This window comes from Microbacterium sp. As-52, from assembly GCF_049949185.1.
Classification (GTDB): Bacteria; Actinomycetota; Actinomycetes; order Actinomycetales; family Microbacteriaceae; genus Microbacterium; species Microbacterium maritypicum_A.
Genome location: NZ_CP188171.1, coordinates 2,276,828 through 2,300,210, shown reverse-complemented (window position 1 = coordinate 2,300,210; position 23,383 = coordinate 2,276,828). Strand labels below are relative to the sequence as shown.

The 23,383-nt window shown below is 69.2% G+C and carries 23 protein-coding genes; 13 read left to right on the top strand and 10 right to left on the bottom strand.

Annotated elements, in window-relative coordinates; all coding sequences use genetic code 11:
• The first annotated feature begins 58 nt into the window (after nucleotides 1–58).
• The 3 genes from ACLFA2_RS11000 to ACLFA2_RS10990 are packed head-to-tail and all read left to right on the top strand — an operon-like array spanning nucleotide 59 to nucleotide 1,844.
• Nucleotides 59–835: a class I SAM-dependent DNA methyltransferase gene (locus tag ACLFA2_RS11000; protein WP_426621299.1), complete on the top strand. Its 777-nt coding sequence runs from the start codon at nucleotides 59–61 to the stop codon at nucleotides 833–835.
• Nucleotides 836–849: 14 nt separating this feature from the next.
• Complete coding sequence (locus ACLFA2_RS10995) at nucleotides 850–1,422, top strand: HhH-GPD-type base excision DNA repair protein (protein ID WP_426621298.1); 573 nt, start codon at nucleotides 850–852, stop codon at nucleotides 1,420–1,422.
• Nucleotides 1,419–1,844, top strand: coding sequence for a DUF1801 domain-containing protein (locus tag ACLFA2_RS10990; protein ID WP_426621297.1), 426 nt, complete (start codon nucleotides 1,419–1,421; stop codon nucleotides 1,842–1,844). Before ACLFA2_RS10995 ends, ACLFA2_RS10990 begins: the two co-directional genes overlap by 4 nt.
• 129 nt (nucleotides 1,845–1,973) lie before the next feature.
• Here ACLFA2_RS10990 and ACLFA2_RS10985 read toward each other — a convergent pair whose 3' ends face one another.
• Complete coding sequence (locus tag ACLFA2_RS10985) at nucleotides 1,974–3,122, bottom strand: epoxide hydrolase family protein (RefSeq protein WP_426621296.1); 1,149 nt, start codon at nucleotides 3,120–3,122, stop codon at nucleotides 1,974–1,976.
• Between the two features lie 68 nt (nucleotides 3,123–3,190).
• Between ACLFA2_RS10985 and ACLFA2_RS10980 the strand changes: the two genes are divergently transcribed.
• Nucleotides 3,191–4,150 carry a helix-turn-helix transcriptional regulator gene (locus ACLFA2_RS10980; protein ID WP_426621295.1) on the top strand — a complete coding sequence of 320 codons (960 nt, stop codon included), beginning with the start codon at nucleotides 3,191–3,193 and terminating at the stop codon, nucleotides 4,148–4,150.
• 49 nt (nucleotides 4,151–4,199) lie between these two features.
• Here the strand turns inward: ACLFA2_RS10980 and ACLFA2_RS10975 are convergent, their stop codons facing one another.
• Entirely contained in the window at nucleotides 4,200–5,585 is a 1,386-nt protein-coding gene (locus tag ACLFA2_RS10975) for a glycine--tRNA ligase (RefSeq protein ID WP_029258549.1), read from the bottom strand.
• 115 nt (nucleotides 5,586–5,700) lie between these two features.
• Between ACLFA2_RS10975 and ACLFA2_RS10970 the strand changes: the two genes are divergently transcribed.
• Nucleotides 5,701–7,170 carry a peptide MFS transporter gene (locus ACLFA2_RS10970; protein WP_426621294.1) on the top strand — a complete coding sequence of 490 codons (1,470 nt, stop codon included), beginning with the start codon at nucleotides 5,701–5,703 and terminating at the stop codon, nucleotides 7,168–7,170.
• A 40-nt stretch (nucleotides 7,171–7,210) separates the two neighbouring features.
• Here ACLFA2_RS10970 and ACLFA2_RS10965 read toward each other — a convergent pair whose 3' ends face one another.
• Nucleotides 7,211–7,900: a GNAT family N-acetyltransferase gene (locus ACLFA2_RS10965; RefSeq protein ID WP_029258551.1), complete on the bottom strand. Its 690-nt coding sequence runs from the start codon at nucleotides 7,898–7,900 to the stop codon at nucleotides 7,211–7,213.
• A 100-nt stretch (nucleotides 7,901–8,000) separates the two neighbouring features.
• Between ACLFA2_RS10965 and ACLFA2_RS10960 the strand changes: the two genes are divergently transcribed.
• A complete protein-coding gene (locus tag ACLFA2_RS10960; RefSeq protein ID WP_081859788.1) occupies nucleotides 8,001–9,440 on the top strand; it encodes an MFS transporter in 1,440 nt (479 codons plus the stop codon).
• Nucleotides 9,441–9,458: 18 nt separating this feature from the next.
• Here ACLFA2_RS10960 and ACLFA2_RS10955 read toward each other — a convergent pair whose 3' ends face one another.
• The 4 genes from ACLFA2_RS10955 to ACLFA2_RS10940 all read right to left on the bottom strand — a co-directional run bounded on the left by ACLFA2_RS10955 (nucleotide 9,459) and on the right by ACLFA2_RS10940 (nucleotide 13,564).
• Entirely contained in the window at nucleotides 9,459–9,860 is a 402-nt protein-coding gene (locus ACLFA2_RS10955) for a hypothetical protein (RefSeq protein WP_426621293.1), read from the bottom strand.
• 29 nt (nucleotides 9,861–9,889) lie between these two features.
• A complete protein-coding gene (locus ACLFA2_RS10950) occupies nucleotides 9,890–10,855 on the bottom strand; it encodes a serine hydrolase (protein WP_136024119.1) in 966 nt (321 codons plus the stop codon).
• 110 nt (nucleotides 10,856–10,965) lie between these two features.
• Nucleotides 10,966–12,930: a M13 family metallopeptidase gene (locus ACLFA2_RS10945; RefSeq protein WP_426621292.1), complete on the bottom strand. Its 1,965-nt coding sequence runs from the start codon at nucleotides 12,928–12,930 to the stop codon at nucleotides 10,966–10,968.
• Between the two features lie 82 nt (nucleotides 12,931–13,012).
• Nucleotides 13,013–13,564, bottom strand: a complete 552-nt coding sequence (locus tag ACLFA2_RS10940; protein WP_426621291.1) for a DUF1992 domain-containing protein — start codon at nucleotides 13,562–13,564, stop codon at nucleotides 13,013–13,015.
• A gap of 106 nt (nucleotides 13,565–13,670) precedes the next feature.
• Between ACLFA2_RS10940 and ACLFA2_RS10935 the strand changes: the two genes are divergently transcribed.
• Together ACLFA2_RS10935 and ACLFA2_RS10930 are read left to right on the top strand one after the other, a co-directional pair.
• Nucleotides 13,671–14,993, top strand: a complete 1,323-nt coding sequence (locus ACLFA2_RS10935; protein ID WP_426621290.1) for an MATE family efflux transporter — start codon at nucleotides 13,671–13,673, stop codon at nucleotides 14,991–14,993.
• A 140-nt stretch (nucleotides 14,994–15,133) separates the two neighbouring features.
• Nucleotides 15,134–15,511, top strand: coding sequence for a hypothetical protein (locus ACLFA2_RS10930; protein WP_031206665.1), 378 nt, complete (start codon nucleotides 15,134–15,136; stop codon nucleotides 15,509–15,511).
• Between the two features lie 27 nt (nucleotides 15,512–15,538).
• Here the strand turns inward: ACLFA2_RS10930 and ACLFA2_RS10925 are convergent, their stop codons facing one another.
• Complete coding sequence (locus ACLFA2_RS10925; RefSeq protein WP_426621289.1) at nucleotides 15,539–16,219, bottom strand: TrmH family RNA methyltransferase; 681 nt, start codon at nucleotides 16,217–16,219, stop codon at nucleotides 15,539–15,541.
• A 152-nt stretch (nucleotides 16,220–16,371) separates the two neighbouring features.
• Between ACLFA2_RS10925 and ACLFA2_RS10920 the strand changes: the two genes are divergently transcribed.
• Together ACLFA2_RS10920 and ACLFA2_RS10915 are read left to right on the top strand one after the other, a co-directional pair.
• A complete protein-coding gene (locus ACLFA2_RS10920; RefSeq protein WP_167256177.1) occupies nucleotides 16,372–17,640 on the top strand; it encodes an Nramp family divalent metal transporter in 1,269 nt (422 codons plus the stop codon).
• Nucleotides 17,641–17,659: 19 nt separating this feature from the next.
• On the top strand, nucleotides 17,660–17,959 hold the full coding sequence (locus ACLFA2_RS10915) for a hypothetical protein (protein WP_021198238.1): 300 nt from the start codon (nucleotides 17,660–17,662) through the stop codon (nucleotides 17,957–17,959).
• Between the two features lie 31 nt (nucleotides 17,960–17,990).
• Here ACLFA2_RS10915 and ACLFA2_RS10910 read toward each other — a convergent pair whose 3' ends face one another.
• Both ACLFA2_RS10910 and ACLFA2_RS10905 read right to left on the bottom strand, forming a co-directional pair.
• Nucleotides 17,991–19,436: a Na+/H+ antiporter NhaC family protein gene (locus tag ACLFA2_RS10910; protein WP_292776722.1), complete on the bottom strand. Its 1,446-nt coding sequence runs from the start codon at nucleotides 19,434–19,436 to the stop codon at nucleotides 17,991–17,993.
• 82 nt (nucleotides 19,437–19,518) lie between these two features.
• Nucleotides 19,519–21,132, bottom strand: a complete 1,614-nt coding sequence (locus ACLFA2_RS10905; RefSeq protein WP_426621288.1) for an amidohydrolase — start codon at nucleotides 21,130–21,132, stop codon at nucleotides 19,519–19,521.
• 83 nt (nucleotides 21,133–21,215) lie between these two features.
• Here ACLFA2_RS10905 and ACLFA2_RS10900 point away from each other — a divergent pair, with 83 nt between their 5' ends.
• From ACLFA2_RS10900 to ACLFA2_RS10890, 3 genes are read left to right on the top strand one after another with little or no spacing between them, the layout of a single operon-like run.
• Nucleotides 21,216–21,872, top strand: a complete 657-nt coding sequence (locus ACLFA2_RS10900) for a TetR/AcrR family transcriptional regulator (RefSeq protein WP_021198235.1) — start codon at nucleotides 21,216–21,218, stop codon at nucleotides 21,870–21,872.
• Nucleotides 21,873–21,881: 9 nt separating this feature from the next.
• Complete coding sequence (locus ACLFA2_RS10895) at nucleotides 21,882–22,514, top strand: metal-dependent transcriptional regulator (protein ID WP_029259444.1); 633 nt, start codon at nucleotides 21,882–21,884, stop codon at nucleotides 22,512–22,514.
• A 54-nt stretch (nucleotides 22,515–22,568) separates the two neighbouring features.
• On the top strand, nucleotides 22,569–23,381 hold the full coding sequence (locus tag ACLFA2_RS10890) for an HAD-IIA family hydrolase (protein ID WP_021198233.1): 813 nt from the start codon (nucleotides 22,569–22,571) through the stop codon (nucleotides 23,379–23,381).
• The last annotated feature ends 2 nt before the right edge of the window (nucleotides 23,382–23,383 follow it).

Sequence of the window (23,383 nt, the reverse complement as noted above, 5' to 3'; positions counted from 1 at the left end):
CGCTGCAGGTGCCACGCTTCGCCGCGGGGGCGACACTGGAGACCCGCGCCATGAGAGTGTGGGGCACGAGGAGGCGCGAATGACACAGGATCTGTACTCGGACGCGAGGCTGTACGATCTGCTGTTTCCGGCGAGCAAGGCAGCCGTGGATTTCTACCGCGCCGAGGCCGACGGCAGGGGCGGGCATGTGCTCGAACTCGGATGCGGAACAGGTCACAAGCTGATCCCTATCGCGGCCGATGGACACCCGAGCGTCGGCCTCGACCTGTCGCAGGACATGCTGACTGCGGCGCGGCAGAAGGCTGACGAGCGCGGCGTGTCTGTCGAGTGGCAGCAAGGCGACATGCGCGACTTCGATCTGGACGACGAGTTCGACCTCATCTTCATCGCGGGCAACGCACTGCTGCACCTGCACGAGGCTGACGACATCGTGCAATGCTTCCGCGCAGTCAGGCGGCACCTCGCGCCCGGCGGACGGTTCGCGTTCGACATTTTCAATCCCGATGTGCGGCTCCTGGCCGACGCCGACGGGGTCCGGCGCCCGCGCACATCATTCACCGATCCAGGCCGCGGCGATGTCCACGTCGACGTCGCCGACACCTACGATGCTGCCGCGCAGGTGACACGCGGAACTTGGCACTTCTCGACGGACTCCGAACCCGACTTCCAGACGGTGTCAATCGAGGTGCGAAGCATCTTCCCCCAGGAACTGCCGGTGCTCCTTGCGCACGCTGGACTCCGTCTGGTCGAGCGCCTGGGCGATTGGGACGGCAGCCCCTTCGGGGCGGACTCCTCAACCCAGCTCTGCATCTGCGAATCCGCCGACTTGTCGTAAGAGAGGATGGACTCATGGCCCTTCACATCACCGGAGACACCGCCGCCGATGAGCTGCTGACCGACAATCCGCTCGCCCTTCTCGTGGGGATGCTGCTCGACCAGCAGGTTCCGATGGAGACCGCGTTCGCCGGTCCGCTCAAGATCGAGCAGCGCACCGGAGCCGCCGACGCCGCGACGATCGCTCACATGGCACCGGACGAGTTCCTCGAGGCGTTCAAGCAGACGCCCGCCGTGCACCGTTTCCCCGGGTCCATGGCGACGCGCGTGCAGACGCTGTGCCAGACCCTCGTCGACGACTGGGACGGTGATGCCGCGGCCCTGTGGACCGAGGGGGACCCGTCGGGGCCCGAGGTGCTGAAGCGCCTGAAAGCCCTTCCCGGCTTCGGCGAGCAGAAGGCCAAGATCTTCCTCGCCCTCCTCGGCAAGCAGTACGGGTTCACGGGCGAGGGGTGGCGCGAGGCCTCCGCTCCCTATGGTGAGGACGGGTCGTACCGCAGCGTCGCCGACATCGTCTCGCCGGACTCGCTCGCGAAGGTGCGCGAGCACAAGAAGGCCATGAAGGCCGCGGCGAAGGCCTCGAAGTGAAACCCACGGGGGACGACGTCGCAGGGCTCATCGCCCGCTCCTCCCCCGCGGTCCGCCGCCGGGACGCCGAGACCCTGACCGCGCTCATGCAGGAGATCACCGGACGCGAACCGCAGTCGTGGGGCACGATCATCGGGTTCGGATCCTGCCACTACCGCTACCCCACCGGCACCGAGGGCGACAGCGGACTGCTCGGCTTCGCCCCGCGCAAGGCCGCCACCACGATCTACCTGTTCGACGGCGTCGCCGCGCACAGCGAGGCCCTCGCGAAGCTCGGCCCGCACACCACCGGCATTGGCTGCCTCTATATCAAGGACCTGGAGCAGATCGACCTCGACGTGCTGCGTGGCATCCTGGAGCGCTCACTCGCCTGGGTCGAGGCCGGCGGCACCCCCGAGGTGCAGCTCACCGTCACGGGCTGAGTCGCGTCGCGAGCATGCTCGCAGGGTTCGAGGTTCGAGACCCATGCTGCGCGCCGAGACCCATCCGCAGCAGCGTCTGCGCGGATGGGTCTCGGCGAGGAGCGTGGGTCTGGCCCGACGCGACAGGAGTCAGGCCTGCGCGGCGAAGAAGGTGCGGATGTCGCCGGCGAGCAGGTCGGGGCGCTCCAGAGCGGCGAAGTGCCCGCCCTCGTCGAAGCGGCTCCAGTGCACGATGTTGGAGTTGTCGCGTTCGGCGAAGACCCGGATCGTCTGGAAGTCGTCGGCGAAGACCGCGACTCCGGTGCGCGCGGCGTTGATGCGCGGCTCGGCGCCTTCGGCCGCGGCGTCGGCCCTGGCGTTCTCCAGGTAGCTGCGGGACATGCCGGATGCCGCGTTCGCGAACCAGTTCACGCTGACCTCGAGCAGGATCTTCGCCAGCGGCACGAGGGAGGTGCCGTTGCCGAACGAGTTGAACAGCTCGCTGTACGCGAGCAGCCCGACCGGGGAGTCGCTGATCCCCACCGACACGGTCTGCGGGCGCGAGGAGTTCATGGCGTTGTACCCGCCGACCGACTGGAACCACTGCATGTGCTCGAGGCCGGCGTAGTCCGCGGGTTCGAGCTTCTCGAACTCCGCCGGGTCACCCGAGGGGAACGAGAACAGCTGCAGCACATGCAGTCCGAGGAAACCCCCCGGGTTCAGCAGTCCCAGCTCGCGCGCCACCATGGCGCCGTTGTCCGAGCCGTGGATGCCGTAGCTGTCGTAGCCGAGCCCGCGCATCAGCCGGTCGTAAGCCTGGGCGACCCGGGCGGTCGTCCACCCCGCAGAGGCGAGCGGCTGCGAGAAGCCGTACCCCGGCGCATCCGGGATGACGACGTCGAACGCGTCTTCCGCGCGGCCGCCGTGCGCCACCGGGTCGACGAGACGGTCGATCACGTCGAGATAGTCGACCGCCGAACCGGGGTAGGTGTGCGCGAGCAGCAGCGGCGTCGCGCTCTCGTGAGCCGACCGCACGTGGATGAAGTGGATCGTCTGGCCGTCGATCTCGGTGGCGAAGTGCGGAACGGCGTTGATCTGCTCCTGAGCAGCAGCCCAGTCGAAGTCGCGCCAGGCGGCGATGGCCTCGCGCAGGTAGGAGTTGGGGGTGCCGGCATCCCAGTCATCCGTCGGCGACGGCTGCGGAAGACGGGTGCGGGCGAGGCGATCCTGGAGATCGGCGACCTCGGCGGCGGGGACCGAGACGGTGAAGGGGCGGAACGTGAGCGTCGTGTTTTCCATATCTCGAAGGTACGAGGGCATTAGGTTGGATCCGTTCCTAATGGATGAAGAACTTTCGAGGAGCTGTCATGGCTGATCCCACCGCGCGGCTGCTGGCCCTGCTGGCCCTGCTGCAGACCGGACCCGAGCGCTCCGGAACCGAGCTCGCCGCCCGGCTCGGTGTCTCCTCCCGCACCGTGCGGCACGACATCGAGCGGCTGCGCGACCTCGGATACCCGGTCGACGCCGCGCGCGGATCCATCGGAGGATACCGTCTCGGCGCGGGCGGCAAGCTTCCCCCGCTGCTCCTCGACGACGAGGAGGCCGTGGCGGTCACGGTCGGACTCCGCGCCGCAGCGGGCATCGCCGGGGTGGCGGAGTCGGGGGCCAGGGCACTCGCCAAACTCGAACAGGTGCTGCCCTCGCACCTGCGCCCGACGGTGGATGCGCTGCGCTCGAGCGTCGACCGCGCCCCGGAGAACAACGACACCGACGCACCGGACCCCGAGGTCGACGCCGCGTCGCTGCAGGCCATCGCGAGCGCGATCCGCAACGAGGAATGGCTGCGCTTCGACTACGAGGGCGCGCCCGTGCTGGTCGAGCCGTATCGGCTGCTCACCTGGGTGCGCCGCTGGTATCTGGTCGCCCGCAACCCCGCGACCGACGAGTGGGGCACGTACCGTGTCGACTGGATGGAGCTGCGGATGCCGACCCATCGCCGCTTCGATCCCCAGCCGCTGCCCGGCGGCGACTACACGGCGTTCGCGATGCGGACCATCGCCGTGAGCGGGTGGATCGTGCACGCCCGGCTGCGCATCGATGCGCCGGCCGCGGCGGTGCTCGATCGGATCCACGCCGCAGTCGGGGTGGTCGAGCCGGTCGACGATGAGCACTGCATCCTCGTCACCGGCGCCGACAGCCTCGACACCGTCGCCGCCTACATCGGCATGCTGATGATGGACTTCACGGTCGAGAGCCCGCCCGAGCTGATCCCCCGCCTGCAGCTGCTCTCCGAGCGCTACGCACGCGCGGTGGCCGGGAGCACATGAAAGACCCCGCCGGCCTGCATGAGGCCGACGGGGTCCGGATGCCGGGTGCTCAGGCGCCGCGCAGGCGCTCGGCCAGGTACGCGTGCAGCTCGTCGATCGAGACGCGTTCCTGCGCCATGGTGTCGCGGTCGCGCACGGTGACGGCACGGTCGTCGAGGGAGTCGAAGTCGACCGTGACGCAGAACGGGGTGCCGATCTCATCCTGACGACGGTAGCGGCGACCGATCGCACCGGCGTCGTCGAAGTCGACAGCCCACGAGCTGCGGAGCGTGTCGGCGACCTCGCGCGCGAGCGGCGACAGGTTCTCGTTGCGGCTCAGCGGCAGCACGGCGGCCTTGACCGGAGCCAGGCGCGGGTCGAGCTTGAGCACGGTGCGCACATCGGTGCCGCCCTTGGCGTTGGGCACCTGCTCCTCACGGTAGGCGTCGACGAGGAACGCCATCATCGCGCGCGTGAGGCCGAAGGACGGCTCGATCACGTAGGGGGTGTAACGCTCGCCCGTTGCCTGGTCGAAGTACGTCAGGCTCTGGCCGGACGCCTCGCTGTGGCTGGAGAGGTCGTAGTCGGTGCGGTTCGCGACGCCCATGAGCTCGCCCCACTCCTTGCCCGCGAAGCCGAACTTGTACTCGACGTCGATCGTGCCGGCGGAGTAGTGCGCGCGATCGTCCTCCGGCACGTCGAACTGACGCATGTTCTCGGGGTCGATGCCGAGATCGATGAACCAGTTCCAGCAGGCCTCGACCCAGTGCTCGAACCACTCCTGCGCTTCAGCCGGCGGCGTGAAGAACTCGATCTCCATCTGCTCGAACTCGCGAGTGCGGAAGATGAAGTTTCCGGGCGTGATCTCGTTGCGGAACGCCTTGCCGACCTGGCCGATGCCGAACGGCGGCTTCTTGCGGCTCGCGGTGAGCACGTTCGAGAAGTTCACGAAGATGCCCTGCGCAGTCTCGGGGCGCAGGTAGTAGAGACCCGACTCGTCGTCGACGACGCCGAGGTAGGTCTTGACCAGACCGGAGAATGCCTTGGGCTCGGTGTACTGCCCCTTGGTGCCGCAGTTCGGGCAGGGGATGTCGGCGAGACCGTTCTCGGCCTTCCGACCCTTGCGCGCCTCGAAGTCCTCGATGAGGTTATCGGCGCGGAAGCGCTTGTGGCACTGCAGGCACTCGACCAGCGGGTCGGTGAAGGTCGCGACGTGACCCGACGCCTCCCACACGCGCTTGGGCAGGATGATGCTGGAGTCGAGGCCGACCATGTCGCCACGACCGCGCACGAACGTCTGCCACCACTGCCGGCGGATGTTCTCCTTGAGCTCCGTACCGAGGGGGCCGTAGTCCCAGGCCGACCGGGAACCGCCGTAGATCTCACCCGCTTGGAACACGAACCCGCGGTGGCGGGCGAGGGCGATGACCTTGTCGAGGCGGGACTGTTCGGCCATGGTGGCTCCAATGGTCGGATGCGGGAGGAAACCCGTGAACACGGGCACCTCATTCTATCCGTGGTTCCCGCGCGCTCCCTGGCCCCGGCGGCTGCGCCGGAGTAGCGTCCTGGGGATGAGCACTGCAGCGCGAACACCGCGGACCCGCGACGACGACACCCGGTTCTTCGGGCAACCGTGGGCCCTGGTGCACATCTTCGGCGTGGAGATGTGGGAGCGCTTCAGCTTCTACGGCATGCAGGGCATCCTGCTCATCTACCTGTACTTCTCGCTGACCGAAGGCGGCCTCGGCATCCCCAAGGCGATCGCGGGCGGCATCGTGGGCGCGTACGGAGGATCGGTCTACCTCTCGACGATCCTGGGCGCGTGGCTCGCGGATCGCCTGTTCGGCGCGGAGCGGGTGCTGTTCGTCAGCGCGATGGTGATCGTGGCGGGACACCTCGCCCTCGCCCTGCTCCCCGGAGCGGTGGGTGTCGGCGTCGGCCTGGTGCTCGTCGCACTCGGCTCCGGTGGACTCAAGGCCAATGCGACGTCGGTCGTGGGCAGTCTCTACAGCGCCGACGACCCGCGACGGGACGCCGGGTTCTCGCTGTTCTACCTCGGCATCAACCTCGGCGCCTTCCTGGGTCCGATCCTCACCGGCATCCTGCAGTCCTCGCTCGGCTTCCACTACGGCTTCGGACTCGCGGCCATCGGGATGACGCTGGGACTCATCCAGTACGCGTTCGGCCGCAAGTCGCTGCCCGCCTCGGCGCGGGAGGTGCCGAACCCGCTCCCGAAGTCCCGCTACCTCCTGGTCGGGCTCATCGCCGGTGGCGCGGTCGTACTCGTCGCCGTCCTGGTGCTGACCGGCGTGATCCGGCCCGACAACCTCGCCACCCTCGTGATCGGCGTCACGATCGTCGCCGCCGTCGCCTACTTCTCGGTGATCCTCGGCAGCCGTCGCATCGACGCCACCGAACGCTCCCGGGTGTGGGCGTTCCTGCCGCTGTTCATCACGAGCGTCGCATTCTGGTCGCTGTACCAGCAGCAGTTCACCGTGCTGACGATCTACTCCGACCAGCGCCTGGACCGGAATCTCTTCGGATGGGAGATGCCCGTGTCGTGGGTGCAGTCCATCAATCCGGTGTTCATCATCATCCTGTCCGGCGTCTTCGCGGCGATCTGGACCAAGCTCGGGAAGCGACAGCCCTCGACCCCGGTCAAGTTCGCGCTGGCCGCGATCATCATGGGATCGGCGTTCCTGCTCTTCCTGCCGTTCGCCGGCGGAGGAGCGAACTCCACGCCGCTGCTCGCGATCGTCGGGATCCTCTTCGTGTTCACCGTGGCCGAGCTGCTCATCTCGCCGGTCGGCCTGTCGGCGGCGACCAAGCTCGCGCCGACCGTGTTCCGCACGCAGATGGTCGCGCTGTTCTTCCTGTCGATCGCGCTGGGCACGGCGATCTCCGGCTGGCTCGTGCAGTTCTACGACCCGGAGAACGAGGTGCCCTTCTTCTCGATCCTCGGCGGCATCGCCATCGTGGTCGGCATCGGGCTGCTGCTCAGCGTGAAGCCCGTGCTGAAGCTCATGCGCGGGGTGCGCTGAGCGCTCCGCGTCCGCAGATCACGCGGTGAAGCGGATCCTCTCAGGCCGTGAAGAGGTAGCCGCGCGCGGTGTCGTACCCGGCGATCCGGAGGCCGCTGCCGAGCAGACCCTCCATCTGCGCACGCAGGCGCAGGCGCCACTCGTGAGCGGCCGCAGGATCGGAGACGCGCAGCGCCTCGATGTCGGCCGGGATCTCGAGGGTCTCCACGACCGTGTCGTCGGCCGGAGGCTTGGCGATGTCGGCGAGCGCCCACTCGACATCGAGGCGGTCGCTCTCATCGCCCGCGTCGCCGCCGCCGAAGATGCCGTAGCGGTTGACCGAGTAGCCGGTCGCGCGTGCGCCGAGCACGGTGAAGAAGAAGTGCGCGTTGCGTGCCACGAGCGGATCGAACACCCACGTGATGCGGCCGACGTCGCGGGAGAACGCCCACTGGCGCTGGTGCTCCTTGAGCTCGCGACCCCAACCGCGACCGCGGTATTCGGGGAGCAGGGCGGTGATGTGCGAGTGCATCGCACGGCGCGCGGGCTCGCCGAAGAAGGCGATGGAGGCGCCCACCATGCGCTCGTCGTCGCCCTCACCGTCGAAGAAGCCGACGACGTAGTTGCCCGACTGCTGCAGGGCACGCAGGGTTCCGGCATCCACCACGCGCTGCGGACCCCGGATGGAGTCGAGCAGGCCCTGCGCGTCGAGGATGAGTTCAACGGTGTCGAGATCACGGATGGTTCGCACGCACCCAGTCTGCCCCTCCTCGGCCCGTTCGAGGAATCGGAGGCGCGGATCGCATCCGCTGATCGACCCCGCACCGCTCGATCGCCGATAGCCTGAGCCGGTGGGTGCGAGTGACGACAGGGCCAGGAAGCGGCTCTCCCGCACCCCTCCCAAGTGGGCGATCGTCGCCGTGCTCGCCTTCGCGGGTCTCTGCTCGTCGTTCATGTTCACGCTGGTCGTGCCGCTGCAGGCCGAGCTGCCGCAACTGCTGAACGCCTCGCGCGAGGACACGACCTGGGTCGTCACGATCACCCTGCTCGTCGCCGCGGTCGCCACCCCCATCTCGGGCCGCCTCGGAGACATGTACGGCAAGCGCCGGGTCGTGATCGCGCTCCTCGCGATCCTGATCCTCGGTTCCGTGATCGCCGCGGTCTCCGGTTCGATCGTCGGCGTGATCATCGGCCGGGCTCTGCAAGGCGCAGTCACGGGCGTCGTGCCGCTCGGCATCGCGATCATGCGCGACGTGCTGCCACCCGAGCGCCTCGGCACCGCCGTGGCCCTCATGAGCGCGACGATGGGCGTCGGTGGGGCGATCGGCATGCCCGTGGCCGCCCTCCTCGCCCAGAACGCCGACTGGCACATGCTCTTCTGGCTCGCGGCCGCCCTCGGTGCCGTCGGCCTCGCGCTGGTGATCGCGGTGATCCCCGAGGACGTGCTGCGCTCCCCCGGCCGACTCGACGTGATCGGCGCCATCGGCCTCGCGATCGGCCTCACCGGCATCCTTCTCTTCGTCTCGCGGGGCGCGCAGTGGGGCTGGACCTCACCACTGACGCTCACGTGCATCATCGGCGGACTCGCGGTGCTCCTGGTGTGGGGCTGGTACCAGCTGCGCACCACGGACCCTCTGCTCGATCTCCGCGTCGCCGCGCGGCCGGCGGTGCTGTTCACCAACATCGCCGCGATCGGCATGGGTTTCGCGCTCTTCGCCTCGAACGTGACGTTCCCGCAGATGCTCGAAGCGCCGGCCACCGGTGGCGGCTTCGGCCTCGACATGGTCGCCGCATCACTCGTGATCATGCCGGCAGGCCTGGTGATGATGGTGATCTCGCCGCTCTCGGGCTGGCTCGAGCGCACGGTCGGTCCGCGCCCGCTGTTCACGGTCGGCGCCACCGCGATCGTGCTCGCCTACGTGTTCGTGCTGCTGTGGTCGAGCGAGGTGTGGCACGTCCTCATCGCGAACCTGCTGATCGGCGTCGGGATCGGCTTCACGTTCGCCGCGATGCCGATGATCATCATGCGTTCCGTCCCCGCCAACGAGACCGGAGCGTCGAACGGGCTGAACGCGCTGTTCCGGTCGATCGGAACGTCGGGAGCCTCAGCCGTGATGGGTGGCGTCCTGGCCGCGATGAGCATGGACATCGACGGCGTCGCCGTTCCCACCAGGGCCGCGTTCGAGGTGTGCTTCTGGCTCGCGATCGCCGCGGGGGCGATCGCCGTGGTGCTGTCGCTCTTCATCCCGAGGCAGCGCGCAGCGGAGCAGCATCCGTCACTGCCCGACTGAGCCCGTCAGCGATCCACCTCAGCGCGCGATCGTGCGCGGATCCGGGTCGTCCTCGCGCGGTGGGCGCAGCCGGTCCGGGATCGGCCACGACAGGATGAACTGCGTGGTCGCTGGACGGGTCATATCGCCGAAGTCGTCGATCTTCACCACGATCCGTCCCGGGGCTTCGTGCTCGTCGGGCGTCACCTCGAGGATGCGCACCCGCAGCGGGCGCTCGTCCTCGCCGTCCAGCATCCACGGATCGGCGAGCCAGGCGATGCCGTGCTGTTCGAGAGCAGCCTCGGCATCGAGCCACTCCGCGGGAGCGGAGACGGGTCGCCCGAGAACGTCGACGGGCACCCACTCGTCCCCATCGGGGTGGATCCATCCGAGCAGCTCGCCGTCCTCACGGCGGTGCGGGGTCCAGTCAGATCGCGGCATCCCTCGATGCTAGCGAGGGGGCCCCTGGGTCAGTGCGTGTACTCCATGAGCTCGACGCCGAGCACGCGGAAGGCGTCGTGCGCACGCAGGCGATGCGTGATCGAGAGGTCGTCGAAGCACACGATGAGCGAGTAGGCGACCCCGGCGCGAGGACCGGCGAGCACACCCGCCTCGGCGCGCACTCCACGATCGCGACCGGTCTTGTTCACGAACAGGAGGCCGTGCGCATCGTGATCGTGCGCGAACGGGTCGAGACCCGTGGAGGCTGCGACCAGGCTCAGATCCTGGTTGAGGCTCAGCCATTCCGACACCTGCGCGCTGACGGCGGCGTCGACCACCTGCGAGTTCACCAGAGCGGAGAAGAGCCCGGCGAGCTCCCGCGCGGATCCCACGGCGACCTGCGGGGCGTCGTCGGGCCCGCGGCGGTCGCGGAAGCGGTCGAGCAGCGCGGTGCGACGCAGCCCGAGCGATTCGATGCGCTCGCGCACCCGATCGTGTCCGACCCGCTGCAGCAGCGCGTTCACCGCGATGGGATCTCCCGCGGTCGCCGCCATCACGGCGAGGTCTTCGAGGGGCAGCGCCGGCGCATGCAGATGACGCCACAGTCCCGAGGTCTCCACGGCCTCGACACTCTCGCGCTCGACGATCTCGAACGGATCGAGAGCACCGCTCTGGAAGCCCGCAGCGACCTCGATCAGGAGCGGCACCACTCCGAGGCCCGCGATCGGCATCGTGACGTGGTCGTCGCCGGCAAGCACGTGCACGTGGTTGTCGAGGTCGACGACGTGCACCGAGACCTGCGCACCGGAATCGACGAGCCCCTCCAGCGAGCGGAGGGTGGCCGTGAACGACCGGCGTCCGGCGGCGGCTCGTCGCGGGAGTCGACGGCTGGTGCGCTGGGAGCGGCGACCCGCGCCGGATGCCTCCGGGGCGCCGTCGAGGGACTCGGGGGCCGAGGAGTTGCGGAAGCCTTCACCAGGCTCGAGAGCGCCCACGCTGATCCTTAGGGGGGTGGATGTGCGGGATACCGAGGGGAGACGCTCCCCAGCGGCAGGGCTATCGTAACCCCACCGCCGGGGGATGCTTCACAGAGTGCGACGATTGGTCACCAGATGGTCACTCGCGATGCCGCGGGCAGCCAGAGAGCGTCGGTCTCGCTCACTCCGAACGCCTCGTAGAAGGCGTCGATGTTGCGCACGATCTGGTTGCAGCGGAACTCGTTCGGCGAGTGCGGGTCGATCGTCAGCAGGCGCAGCGTCTCGGCATCCCGGCTCTTCTGCTGCCACACCTGCGCCCACGACAGCAGCAGGCGCTGCACGCCCGTGTACCCGTCGATGACCGGGGCCTCCGCGCCGTCCAACGACAGCTCGTAGGCCTTCAACGCGATGCCGAGTCCGCCGAGGTCGCCGATGTTCTCGCCGATCGTGAGCGCGCCGTTCACGTGGTGCTCGGCATCCAGCCCCTCGGGGACGAGCGCGTCGTACTGCGCGATCAGGGCCTTCGTGCGTTCCTCGAAAGCCGAGCGGTCGGCATCCGTCCACCAGTCCTGCAACCGGCCGTCGCCGTCGTAGCGGCTGCCCTGGTCGTCGAATCCGTGGCCGATCTCGTGACCGATGACCGCCCCGATGCCCCCGTAGTTCGCGGCGGCGTCGCGACCGGCGTCGAAGAACGGGTATTGCAGGATCGCTGCGGGGAACACGATCTCATTCATCGACGGGTTGTAGTACGCGTTGACCATCTGCGGCGGCATGTGCCACTCGGTGCGGTCGATGGGCTTGCCGACCTTGTCGACGTTGCGGTCGTGCTCGAAGATCGATGCGCGACGCACGTTGCCGAACAGGTCGGCCCGGTCGATCTCGAGGCTGGAGTAGTCGCGCCACACCTCGGGGTGTCCGATCTTCGGGGTGAACGAGTCGAGCTTGGCGAGCGCGCGCTCGCGGGTCTCGGCCGTCATCCACTCGAGCTCGGTGATGCTCTGGCGATACGCCTCGATGAGGTGCGCGACCAGCTCGTCCATCGCGGCCTTCGCCGTCGGCGGGTAGTGCCGCTCGACGTAGACCTTGCCGATCGCCTCGCCGAGCGCGCCCTCGGTGAGCGAGACGCCGCGCTTCCAGCGCTCGCGCATGGTGGGAACGCCGGTGAGCTCGGTGCCGTAGAACGAGAAATTCTCCTGCACGAGATCATCGGTCAGGTACGGAGCCGCCGCGTGCACGACCTTGGCACGCAGCCACGCCTTCCAGTCGTCGAGGCGCTCGGGCGTCAGGAGCGAGCCGAGCCCCTCGAAGAAGCTGGGCTGCGAGACCACGACCTCATCGAAGGCCGCCGGGTTCGACGGCGAGACCGCCTCGCGCCACGGGGTCAGGTCCACCCCGGCGAGCGCCTGCAGTTCGTCCCACGTCTTGAGGTTGTAGGTGGCCACCGCGTCACGGCTGCGCACGTTGTCCCAGTGGTGCCCGGCGAGCTCGGTCTCGAGCGCGATCGCACGGTCGGCGGTCGTCGCGGCGTCGGCGACGCCGGCCAGGCCGAGCAGCCGCTCGAGGTGTGCACGGTAGGCGGTCCGGGTGGCGGCGAACGTGTCGAGGCGGAAGTAGCTCTCGTCCGGCAGCGACAGACCCGCCTGCACGAGCACCGGAAGGTAGCGCTCGGGGTTGCCCGGGTCGCCGTCGACGTACAGGCCGATGACCGATGCACGGCCGTCGCGGTCGTAGGTGCCGACGGTGCGCAGGAACGAGGGGATGCCGTCGATCGCGTCGATCTCGGCGAGGGTCTCGGCCAGCGGCGTCACTCCGGCGGCATCGATGCGCTCGGTGTCCATGAAGCTCGCGAACAGATCGCCGATCTTACGGGCGAGGGTACCCTCCTCGGCGTCCTGCGACTCCTCGATGATCGCGCGCACGTCTTTCTCCGCCTGCTCGGCGAGGAGGTGGAACGAGCCCCAGCGCGCCTTGTCGCCCGGGATCTCGGTGCGGGCGAGCCACGCCCCGTTCACGTGACGATAGAGGTCGTCCTGCGGGCGGATGTCGGAGCTGAACTCATCAAGGGCGAGGCCCACGGGAAGAACGTCAGTCATGCGCTCCAGCCTATGACCCGCCTCCCCCACCCTGTCGAGCGCGGACACACGACGACCTCGGTGGGGCCCGGTCGCATCCGTATCAGCCGCGGCGTCGCAGGGAGAAGCGGCGGCGTCGCGGCTGCTCGGCGGGCGCGGCCTTCGGGCGCGCCGCCCGACGCTCGGCCCAGGCGGCCACCTCGGCGTCGACGTCACGCGGCGAGGTGACCACGGGCGGGCCGCCCTGCAGCTGGCGGCGCGCTTCCCGCACTCGCCGATTGAAGTCCTCGAGGACGTCGCGCACATCGGACTCGCGCCCCAGCAGGTCGAGCTGATCGTCCAGCTCCCGATCCTCGGTGCGCAGCAGGATCGCCGGCGGACCGAGACCGGTGAGGTTCTCGGTCTCGATCTTGCGACGGATCCACCAATCCGGGTCGTGATGGGTGCCGAGTCCTTCGAGAGGCTTGCCCGCACCGGGCAGGTCGTCGAACTCCCCCCGGCGGATCGCCACCTGGATGGCCGTCTCGATGAATGCGGCACGATCGACCGCCGCGGCGATCCCGGGCGACGTGCCCGACTCCTCGTCGCCGTCCACGCTCTCGCCGTGCTGCCTGCTCGCGAGATATCGTGCGGCCGCTTCTCTGGGATCCGTCATGATGCACCTCCGTGGCATCCGAGCTCCCCTCCACCCTACGACGACCGCCACCGCCCGGATCGGGCCCGCAACCGGCGAGGTCGGAGCCAGGTCATAGGCTCGGAGGATGACCGCGCGCGCCTCCCTCAATCGAGAGATCCTGCGGCTGGCCGTCCCCGCGCTCGGAGCTCTGATCGCGGAGCCCGCCTTCCTGATCGTGGATGCCGCGCTCGTCGGGCACCTCGGGACCACTCCGCTCGCCGGGCTCGGCATCGCGGGGGCGGTGCTCCAGACGATCGTCGGACTGATGGTCTTCCTGGCCTACTCGACGACCCCGGCGGTCGCTCGCCGCTTCGGCGCGGGACAGCCCGGCGAGGCCGTCTCCGTCGGCGTCAACGGCATGTGGCTGGCGCTCGGTCTCGGCGCCGTGCTCGCGGTGATCGGCGCCGTGTCCTCGCCGTGGCTGGTCTCGCTGTTCGGGGCGAGCGAAGCCGTCTCCGCGCAGGCGAACGATTACCTCGTGATCTCGATGTGGGGCCTGCCGGCGATGCTCATCGTGTTCGCCGCGACCGGTCTGCTGCGCGGGATGCAGGACACGATGACGCCGCTGTGGATCGCGGGGCTCGGGTTCGGGGCCAACGCCCTGCTCAACTGGTTGTTCATCTACGGACTCGGCTGGGGCATCGCGGGTTCTGCGGCGGGAACCGTGACCGCACAGTGGGGAATGGTCGCCGCCTACGTGCTGGTGGTGCGCCGCCTCGCCACCCGGCACAGCGCCTCGCTGCGCGCACAGGGAGCCGGTATGCGCAACACCGCGACGTCGGGCGGCTGGCTGTTCCTGCGCACCGTGAGCCTGCGCGTCGCACTGCTCGCGACCGTCGGGGTCGCCACCGGCATCGGCACCGACGAGCTGGCCGGGTGGCAGATCGTCTTCACGATCTTCTCCGCGGCCGCCTTCGCCCTCGATGCACTCGCGATCGCGGCCCAGGCCCTCATCGGCAAGGAACTCGGAGCCGGGGACGAGCAGCAGGTGCACCGTGTGCTGGCCCGCACCGTCGCGTGGGGCGCCTGGTTCGGCGTGGCCGTCGGCGGGCTGATCGCCGCACTCTCGGGCGTGCTCGGCATCGTCTTCACCGGATCGGCGGAGATCGCAGCGCTCGTGCAGCCGGCGCTGCTCGTGCTCGCCGTGGCCCAGCCGATCGCCGGTGTCGTCTTCGTGCTCGACGGGGTGCTGATGGGTGCCAACGACGCCCGATACCTGGCGATCGCCGGTGGCTTGAACCTGGTGCCGTTCCTCCCCGCGCTGTGGATCGTCGCCGCCACCGGGGTGGATGGCACCGCCGGGCTCGTCTGGCTCGCGGTCGCCTTCTTCGGCGTCTATCTGCTCGCACGGCTCGGCACCTTGGGGTGGCGGGTGCGGTCGGGTCGCTGGCTCTCGGCCACGGCCTGACGCCGCCGCCGCGTCCGGCTCTTCCTGCACGGACATCGACGATCGCGACTTCTTCACAACCGCCGGAATCCGCGGAATACTACGTCCCCTGCCCCTGGCGCCCTCGACGATGATCGGGGGACACTGAAGGGATGCTGGGGATGACCGAACCACAGGTCTGGACACTGATCGGCGTCTTCGCCGCGGGGATGTTCGGCACCATCACACTGATCTCGACGATGTTCCTGCGCACGATGCAGAACGGGTTCGACGGCGTGCGCACGGAGATGCGGAACGAGTTCGCGAGCGTGCGGACCGAGATGCGAAACGAGTTCGCGAGCGTGCGGACAGAGATGGGAAACGAGTTCGCGAGCGTGCGGACCGAGTTCCGGAACGAGTTCGCGAGCGTACGCACGGAGACCGGCAGCGAGTTCGCCGGCGTGCGCACGGAGATCCGGACGGTGCATGAGCGCATGGACCACCTCGATCGCGACGTCAACGCGATCTACCGTCATCTCTTCGGCATCGACCGCGGGTGACGCCGGGCACTGTCGAGATGGCGAGCGTCAGCGCGCGTATCTCCGGCACCACTCGTACATGATGACGGCCGCCGCGGCACTGGCGTTGATCGAGCGCGTCGAGCCGTACTGCGTGATCTCGATGTGGGCGGAAGCGGCGGCGAGCGCTTCCGCGGAGAGCCCCGGGCCCTCCTGGCCGAACAGCAGCACGCAACGCTGTGGCAGGTCGGCCTTGTCGACGGGCACTGCGCCGTCGACGTTGTCGACCGCGATGATCGGAACCCCTTCGGCCGCGGCCCATGCGGCGAACGTCTCGACGTCTTCGTGATGCACGACGTGCTGGTAGCGGTCGGTGACCATCGCCCCGCGCTTGTTCCAGCGGCGGCGGCCGATGATGTGCACGGTGTCGGCGAGGAACGCGTTGGCGCTGCGCACGATCGACCCGATGTTCATGTCGTGCTGCCAGTTCTCGATCGCGACGTGGAACGGATGCCGCTGGGTGTCGAGGTCGGCGACGATCGCCTCCATGCGCCAGTAGCGGTAGCGGTCGATCACATTGCGGGTGTCGCCGGAAGCCAGCAGCTCCTGGTCGTACTCCGCACCTTCGGGCCAGGCCTCCTCGCCCCCGGGCCAGGGCCCGACGCCGTAGCCGGGTTGAGCGATCGAACCCGTGCTCACCGCGCCCACGGGGGCATCGGGACTCGTGCTGTGCGGGGCGGCGTCATCCATCCCGCCAGGCTATCGCCGTCGCATCCCCGTTCGAATCGCGCAACTGGCCCCATCCCGGCCACATATGCGGCAATTCGCGCGACTCGAAAGATATTTAGGTACGCCGAAAAATACGCTACGGTTTCGGTGTGCCTAAAAATTCTGCCGCCTCGATGACGACACCGTCCGCACCCCCGGGTCGGGCCCCCCGCAGCCTGTGGCTACTCGGCCCCGCGCTCGTCGCGGGTGTCGCCTATCTCGACCCCGGCAACGTCGCCAGCAACATGACCGCGGGGGCCCAGTACGGCTACCTGCTGGTGTGGGTCGTGCTCGCCGGCAACGTGATGGCGTGGCTGATCCAGTACCTCTCCGCGAAACTGGGCGTCGTCACCGGGCAGAGTCTTCCCGAGGTGCTGGGGGCGCGACTCAAGCACCGGTGGGCACGCCGCGCGTACTGGCTGCAGGCCGAGCTCGTCGCGATGGCCACCGACCTGGCCGAGGTCATCGGCGGCGCCGTGGCACTGAACCTGTTGTTCGATGTGCCGCTGCTGCTCGGCGGCCTGATCACCGGTGCCGTCTCGATGATCCTGCTCACAGTGCAGAGCCGGCGCGGCGCCCGCCCGTTCGAGTTCGTGATCATCGGCCTCATGGCGATCATCACGATCGGATTCGTCGCCGGCGTCTTCGTGGCCCCGCCGGACCCGGCAGGCGTGCTCGGCGGAATGGTCCCCCGTTTCGAAGACACCGGGTCGGTCCTGCTGGCCGCGTCGATCCTCGGCGCGACGATCATGCCGCACGCGATCTACGCGCACTCCTCGCTGGCCCGTGACCGCTTCGGCGCCACGACCTCCCATGCCGGCGACGAGGCCGTGCGCACCGAGACCTCGCGCATCCGCCGCCTGCTCACGGCCACCCGATGGGACGTCTCGATCGCCATGGTGATCGCCGGGTCCGTGAACCTCTGCATCCTGCTGCTCGCCGCCGCGAATCTCGCCGGCGTCGAGGGGACCGACTCACTGGAGGGCGCGCATGCCGCGCTCGCCGCCGGACTCGGGCCGGTCGTGGCGACCTTCTTCGCCGTGGGACTGCTCGCCTCGGGACTGGCATCGACCTCGGTGGGCGCCTATGCAGGAGCGGAGATCATGCACGGCCTGCTGCACGTGCGCATCCCTCTGCTTGCTCGTCGACTCGTGACGCTGATCCCCGCGCTCGTGATCCTGGGCATCGGCTTCGACCCCACGCTCGCCCTGGTCCTGAGCCAAGTGGTGCTCTCGTTCGGCATCCCGTTCGCGCTGATCCCCCTGGTCGTGCTCACCGCGCAGCGGCGCACGCTCGGGACCTGGGTCAACCGGCGATGGACGACGGCTGCGGGGGTCGTCGCCTCCGTGCTGCTGATCGCGCTCAACGGTGCCCTGCTCTGGCTGGTGCTGACGGGAGCGTGAGCCCGGATAGGCTCGAAGCATGTCTGCCGAGAACGCCCGTCGCAACGTCCGCATCCTCACCTGGATCGGCTTCGCGACGGGCGTGATCGGCGGCGTGCTGATCGCGTTCCCGAACGTCATCGGCCTCGCCAGCCCGTGGGTCCAGCTCGCACTCGGCGTCGCCACCCTCGTCCTGGCGTTCCGAGCACGCAAGATCGGGATGACCGAGATCGAAGGGTTCGACGGCCGGCTCTCGCTGGCCGCCGCCCTCCTCGGATTCCTCATCCTGTTCTTCGCCGGTCAGGCCGCGTTCGGCATCCTCGTCGCCGTCGCGAACTGACTCGTCGCCATCGCGAACCGAGCCGCCCCGTCTACGCCGTGACGAAGCCCGTCACCAGGTAGAGCACGAACGACAGCCCCGCGGCGATGCCCGCATAGGGCAGGATCGCGAGCATGAGGTTGATCGGCTTGATGCCGATCGATCGCGACGCGAGGATGATGCCGTCGCCGTAGAGGCAGGTGGTGCTGCCCAACGCCGCCCCGGAGAACACCGCGGCGCCCGCGAGGATCGGATCGGCACCGAGCGCGAGCGCCAGCGGGAGCACGACCGGGGTGATCACCGCGGCGAGATCCCAGAACGACCCGGTCGCGTACGCATAGATGCCGCACACCGCGAACACGATCGCCGGCAGCAGCGCCGGGGTGAGCACGGGCTCGGTGACCTGGATCACGAACTCGGCCAGCTGCAGGGTGATGTTCATCTCCTGCACCATGAACGCGAGGACCGTCAGGATCATCACGAACAGCATGCTCTCGATGCCCTCGAGCGCGGCATCCAGCACCCCACGGATGCGGAGTCGGCGCTGCACGAGCACGATCACGATCGTCACGGCGAGAGACGCGGCGGTGCCGGCGACGACGTTGGCGTTCGTCGCGATCGTCACTCCGACGAGCACGGCCATGGCGATCAGGAAACCCCACGGCTGCGGCTTGCGGTCGGTCTCGGTCGAGGTCGCGAGCGCCGTCGCGACACGCTGCGCGGTCGAGCCGTCGGGGTCGTCGACCTTCAGCTCGGCCAGGAGCGCCGCGCCTTCGGCCCGTCGCTCGTCGTCGGTGGTGCCGAGCGGGAAGACGTCGCCGTCCCGCTCCGCCCGGATCGCGTCACGCTTGATCGCGCCGAGCTTCGGTAGCCAGCCGATGCTCATGAGAAGCGCGACGGCGAGAGCCGCCCAGCCGAAGAAGATGAAGGGGATCGCCTGCAGGTAGGCACCGAACCCGGTGCCTCCGACCGTGACCCCCTGCGCCTCGAACAGTCCGGAGAAGAACAGCGCCCACGTCGAGACCGGGATCAGGACGGCGATCGGCGCGGCCGTCATCTTCATGATCGCGCCGAGCTGCGTGCGCGGCACCCGGTAGCGGTCGGTGACCTGCTTCATCGACGTGCCCGTGGTGAGCACGTTCAGGTAGTCGTCGACGAACAGCACGACCGACAACAGGAACGTCAGCACCATCGACTTGCGGCGGGAGGTGACGAACCGCTCGGCCCAGTTCGCGAAGTCGGTCACGATGCCGGACTTCTCGAACAGCATCATCAGGATGCCGAACAGCGCGACGATCAGCAGCAGCCACTGCGCCGTCTCGTTGGAGAGGGCTTTTCCGGTGTATTCGACCCAGACGTCGAAGCCGCCCCAGCCGCCGAGGATCAGTGCTCCGGCGACGGTGCCGCAGAACAGGGCGAAGAGGGTGCGTCTGGTGGCGACCGCGACGATCAGGATCACCACGATCGGGAGGAGCGCGAGAGCGCCGAATTCAGGCATGGGAGTCACCTCAGTGTGAAGGGGGGTACGAATCCGAAGGGAGAGCGCGGGAAGGTGCGGGAGGGTGTGGTCGAGCCCGGGGTCAGGGCTCGGTGCCACCGACGACGGTCCCCTGCACGGGGAGGTCGGGGAGGTCGTCCGGGGAGACGTGCAGCGGGTTCTCCGCCCACACGGCGTAGTCGGCCCGGAACCCGGGGGCGATGCAGCCGAGGTCGGCATCTCCCTGGGCCCGGGCGGCGCCGACGGTGTATCCGTGCAGCGCCTGGTACGGGGTGAGCACCTGGTCGGGCTCGAAGACCGGGGCGTCGGGGTCGCCCGGGCGGCGGCGCAGCATCGACCACGCGAGGCCGATGCGGGCATCGTTCTGCGCGATGGGCCAGTCCGACCCGAGGGCGAGGGGCGCCCCGGCCTCCCAGTAGTCGCGCACACGCCAGGCGCGAGCCGCACGCACGGGCCCGAGCCTGCTCGACCAGTCATCCGAGCCGTCGGCCTTGCGCCACTGCATGTGCAGGGGCTGCATCGAGGCGGTGATCCCGGCTGCGGCGATACGGGCCACGTCGCGGTCGGTCGTGGTCTCGAGGTGCTCGATGCGGTGCGGAGCTCCTGCGGCGCCGCGCACCCCGGCCGCGAGATAGGCGTCGACGACTTCCCCGACGGCCCGGTCGCCGATCGCGTGCGTCGCCACCTGGAATCCGGCCTCGGCGTATCTGCGCACGGTGCGGGCATAGGCGGCCACGTCCTTCCAGAACGGCTCCAGGCCCGCGCCCGCGCTGTCGGGTTCGTGCAGCCAGGCGGTGCCGGTCTCGACCACGCCGTCGGCGTAGAGCTTGACCACGCCCCCGCGCCACCGGTCACCACGGCGGTCGCGCATCGCGAGGTTCGCGGCGGTCCGATCCTCGTCGAAGCCCGGCTCGTGGTCGATGGCCGAGACGATGCGGATCGGCAGCCCCGGCCCCTGCTCCAGAGCGTCGAGCAGTGCGAGCGTGGCGAAGCCGCCATCCATGATCGTGCCGCCGGTGAGGCCGGAGTCGCGCAGGCCGCGCAGCAGATCATGGCCGACCGCGAGGGTCTGATCGCGGGTCAGTGCCGGGGCGCTCAGTCGCACGGGCTCATAGGCGCCGAGCTCGCGCAGTTCCCCGGTCGGGCGGCCGTCGGCATCGACGACGACGCAGGACGAGTCCTCGAACTCGCGTGCGCGGGTGATGCCCGCACGCTCGAGTCCGGCACGACTGGCGAGGGCGGTGTGGCCGTCGAACACGATCAACAGCGCGGGGAGTCCGCGCACCGCATCCTGGATCGCCTCCGCCGTCATGGGCAGCTCGTGGAACACGTCGTAGTCGAGATTCCAGCCGCGCACCCACGGGTCGGCATCTTCGGCGAGCGCACGATCGGCCTCGGCGCGCAGCGCCGTCAGCAGCGCCGCGCCGGTGGTCAGACCGCCCAGGTCGATCCCGGCCGTCAGCTCGATCCCCTGGATCGGATGCAGGTGCGCGTCGATGAGGCCAGGGGTCACGGTCGCGCCGCCGAGGTCGCGCACGACGGTGCGCGGCCCGCGCAGCTCGCGGACCAGGGCGTCGTCGCCCACGGCGAGGAAGCGACCGTCGCGCACCGCGAAGGCGGTGGCGTACGGGCGGCGCGGGTCCATCGTCACCACGTGCGCGCCGGTGACAATGGTGTCGGCGTCGAAACCGGTCATGGCTGTACCTTCGTCGGTATTGGATCCTTCGGTATTGAAAGAGTTTCAATAAAATACCAGACGCCCGAGCAGAATCGAGCACGATGACGAAATCTCCGCGCAGCGTCGGCCGACCGTCGACCCGGGTGCTCACCGAGGAGCGCATCCTGAAGGCCGCGTTCGCCCTCAGCGCGCAGCGCACACCGCGCCAGTTCACGATGACCGCGCTCGCGGAATCCCTGGGCGTTCGCACCTCGGCGCTCTACCACCACTTCGCGAACCGCGACGCCGTGATCCGGGCCATGCGCGGGCAGGTCAGCCGCGCGCTCATCTCCCCCGTGCGACACGAGATGTCCGTCGAGGAGGCACTGCTCACCTGGGCCCACAGCTACCGCGACGCCGCGATCGCCGCCCCCGAGGCCATGGTGATGCTGGCGACCTCACCGATCGATGCCGACGAGGGCTCGTTCGCCGACTACGAGCAGATCGCACGCCTGCTCGCGGACGACGGCTGGCCGACCGTCACCATCGTGGACGCCATCGTGGCGCTGGAGTCGTTCATCATCGGCTCCGCCCTGGATGCCCTCGCGCCCGCAGACAACATGGCCCCGGGTGCACTCGCGCCGGATTTCCCGACGTTCGCCGAGGCCGAGGCCGCCAGGGCGCAGCTCAGCACGGACCCCGCCCGCCGCACGTTCGAGATCGGGGTGCGGGCACTCATCCACGGACTCACCGCGTGGGCGCGCGACAGCACCACGTAGGCTGGACCGGTGGCATCCCCGGCAGCTGACGATTATCTGAAGACCGTCTACGCGCACACCGAGTGGCAGGACGCACCGATCACTCCCTCGGTGCTCGCCGCGAAGCTCGGCATCGCGCCGTCGTCCGTCACCGAGATGGTGAAGAAGCTCGCCGCCGCCGGCCTCGTCTCGCACGTGCCCTACGGCGCGGTGCGGCTGACGGACACGGGCACGGCGCGCGCCCTCGCGATGGTGCGCCGACACCGCCTGATCGAGACCTGGCTGGTGCAGGAGTTCGACTACGGCTGGGACGAGGTGCACGACGAGGCCGAGGTGCTCGAGCACACCATCAGCGACCGACTGCTCGAAGGCATCGACGCGCGCCTGGGACGCCCCCGCTTCGATCCGCACGGCGACGCGATCCCCGACGCCGACGGTCGCATCGAGCGCGTACCGTTCGTGCTGCTCGCCGACGCGCCGGTCGGGCACACGGGACAGGTGCTGCGGGTCGACGACCGCGACCCCGAGCTGCTCCGAGCCCTCGAAGCACTCGGACTGGCGGTCGCGTCGACCGTGACGGTCACGGCATCCGGGGCCGAGATCGACGGCACGGAAGCGGCGTTGCCCGATGGCGCGGCCCAGGTGGTCTGGCTGAGCGCCTAGCCACCGCCGCAACACGGTCAGGTGCGCGTCACCTCCGGCCTCTAGGCTGTGCTCATGGCACAACGTGACGACATCGAATGCTGGCTGACCGACATGGACGGCGTGCTCGTCCATGAGAACGACGCCATCCCCGGAGCCTCCGAACTGCTCGCCGGCTGGGAGAGCGCGGGCATCCCGTACCTGGTGCTCACGAACAACTCGATCTTCACCGCGCGCGACCTGTCGGCACGCCTGCGCATCAGCGGGCTGCACGTGCCCGAGGAGCGCATCTGGACCTCGGCGCTCGCGACCGCCGACTTCCTGAAGCAGCAGCTCCCCGGCGGCTCGGCGTTCGTGATCGGCGAGGCCGGCATCCTCACCGCCCTGCACGATGCCGGCTTCATCATGACCGAGACGAACCCCGATTTCGTGGTCGTCGGCGAGACGCGCAACTACTCGTTCGAGGCGATCACCAAGGCCATCCGCCTCATCATCGGCGGCGCGCGCTTCATCGTCACGAACCCCGATGCCACGGGCCCGAGCACCGACGGACCGCTCCCCGCCACCGGAGCGATCGCCGCCCTCATCACCAAGGCCACCGGCAAGGAGCCGTACGTCGTCGGCAAGCCGAACCCGATGATGTTCCGTTCGGCGTTGAACAAGATCGGCGCGCACTCGAAGCGCACCGGCATGATCGGCGACCGCATGGACACCGACGTGGTCGCCGGCATCGAGGCCGGCCTGCACACGGTGCTGGTACTCACCGGCATCAGCGATCAGGCCGAGATCGAGAAGTACCCGTTCCGCCCCGACGAGATCGTGCAGTCGGTGGCCGACCTGCTGCCGCGGATCACCGAGACGATCACGACGGTGAAGACCAAGAAGTAGCC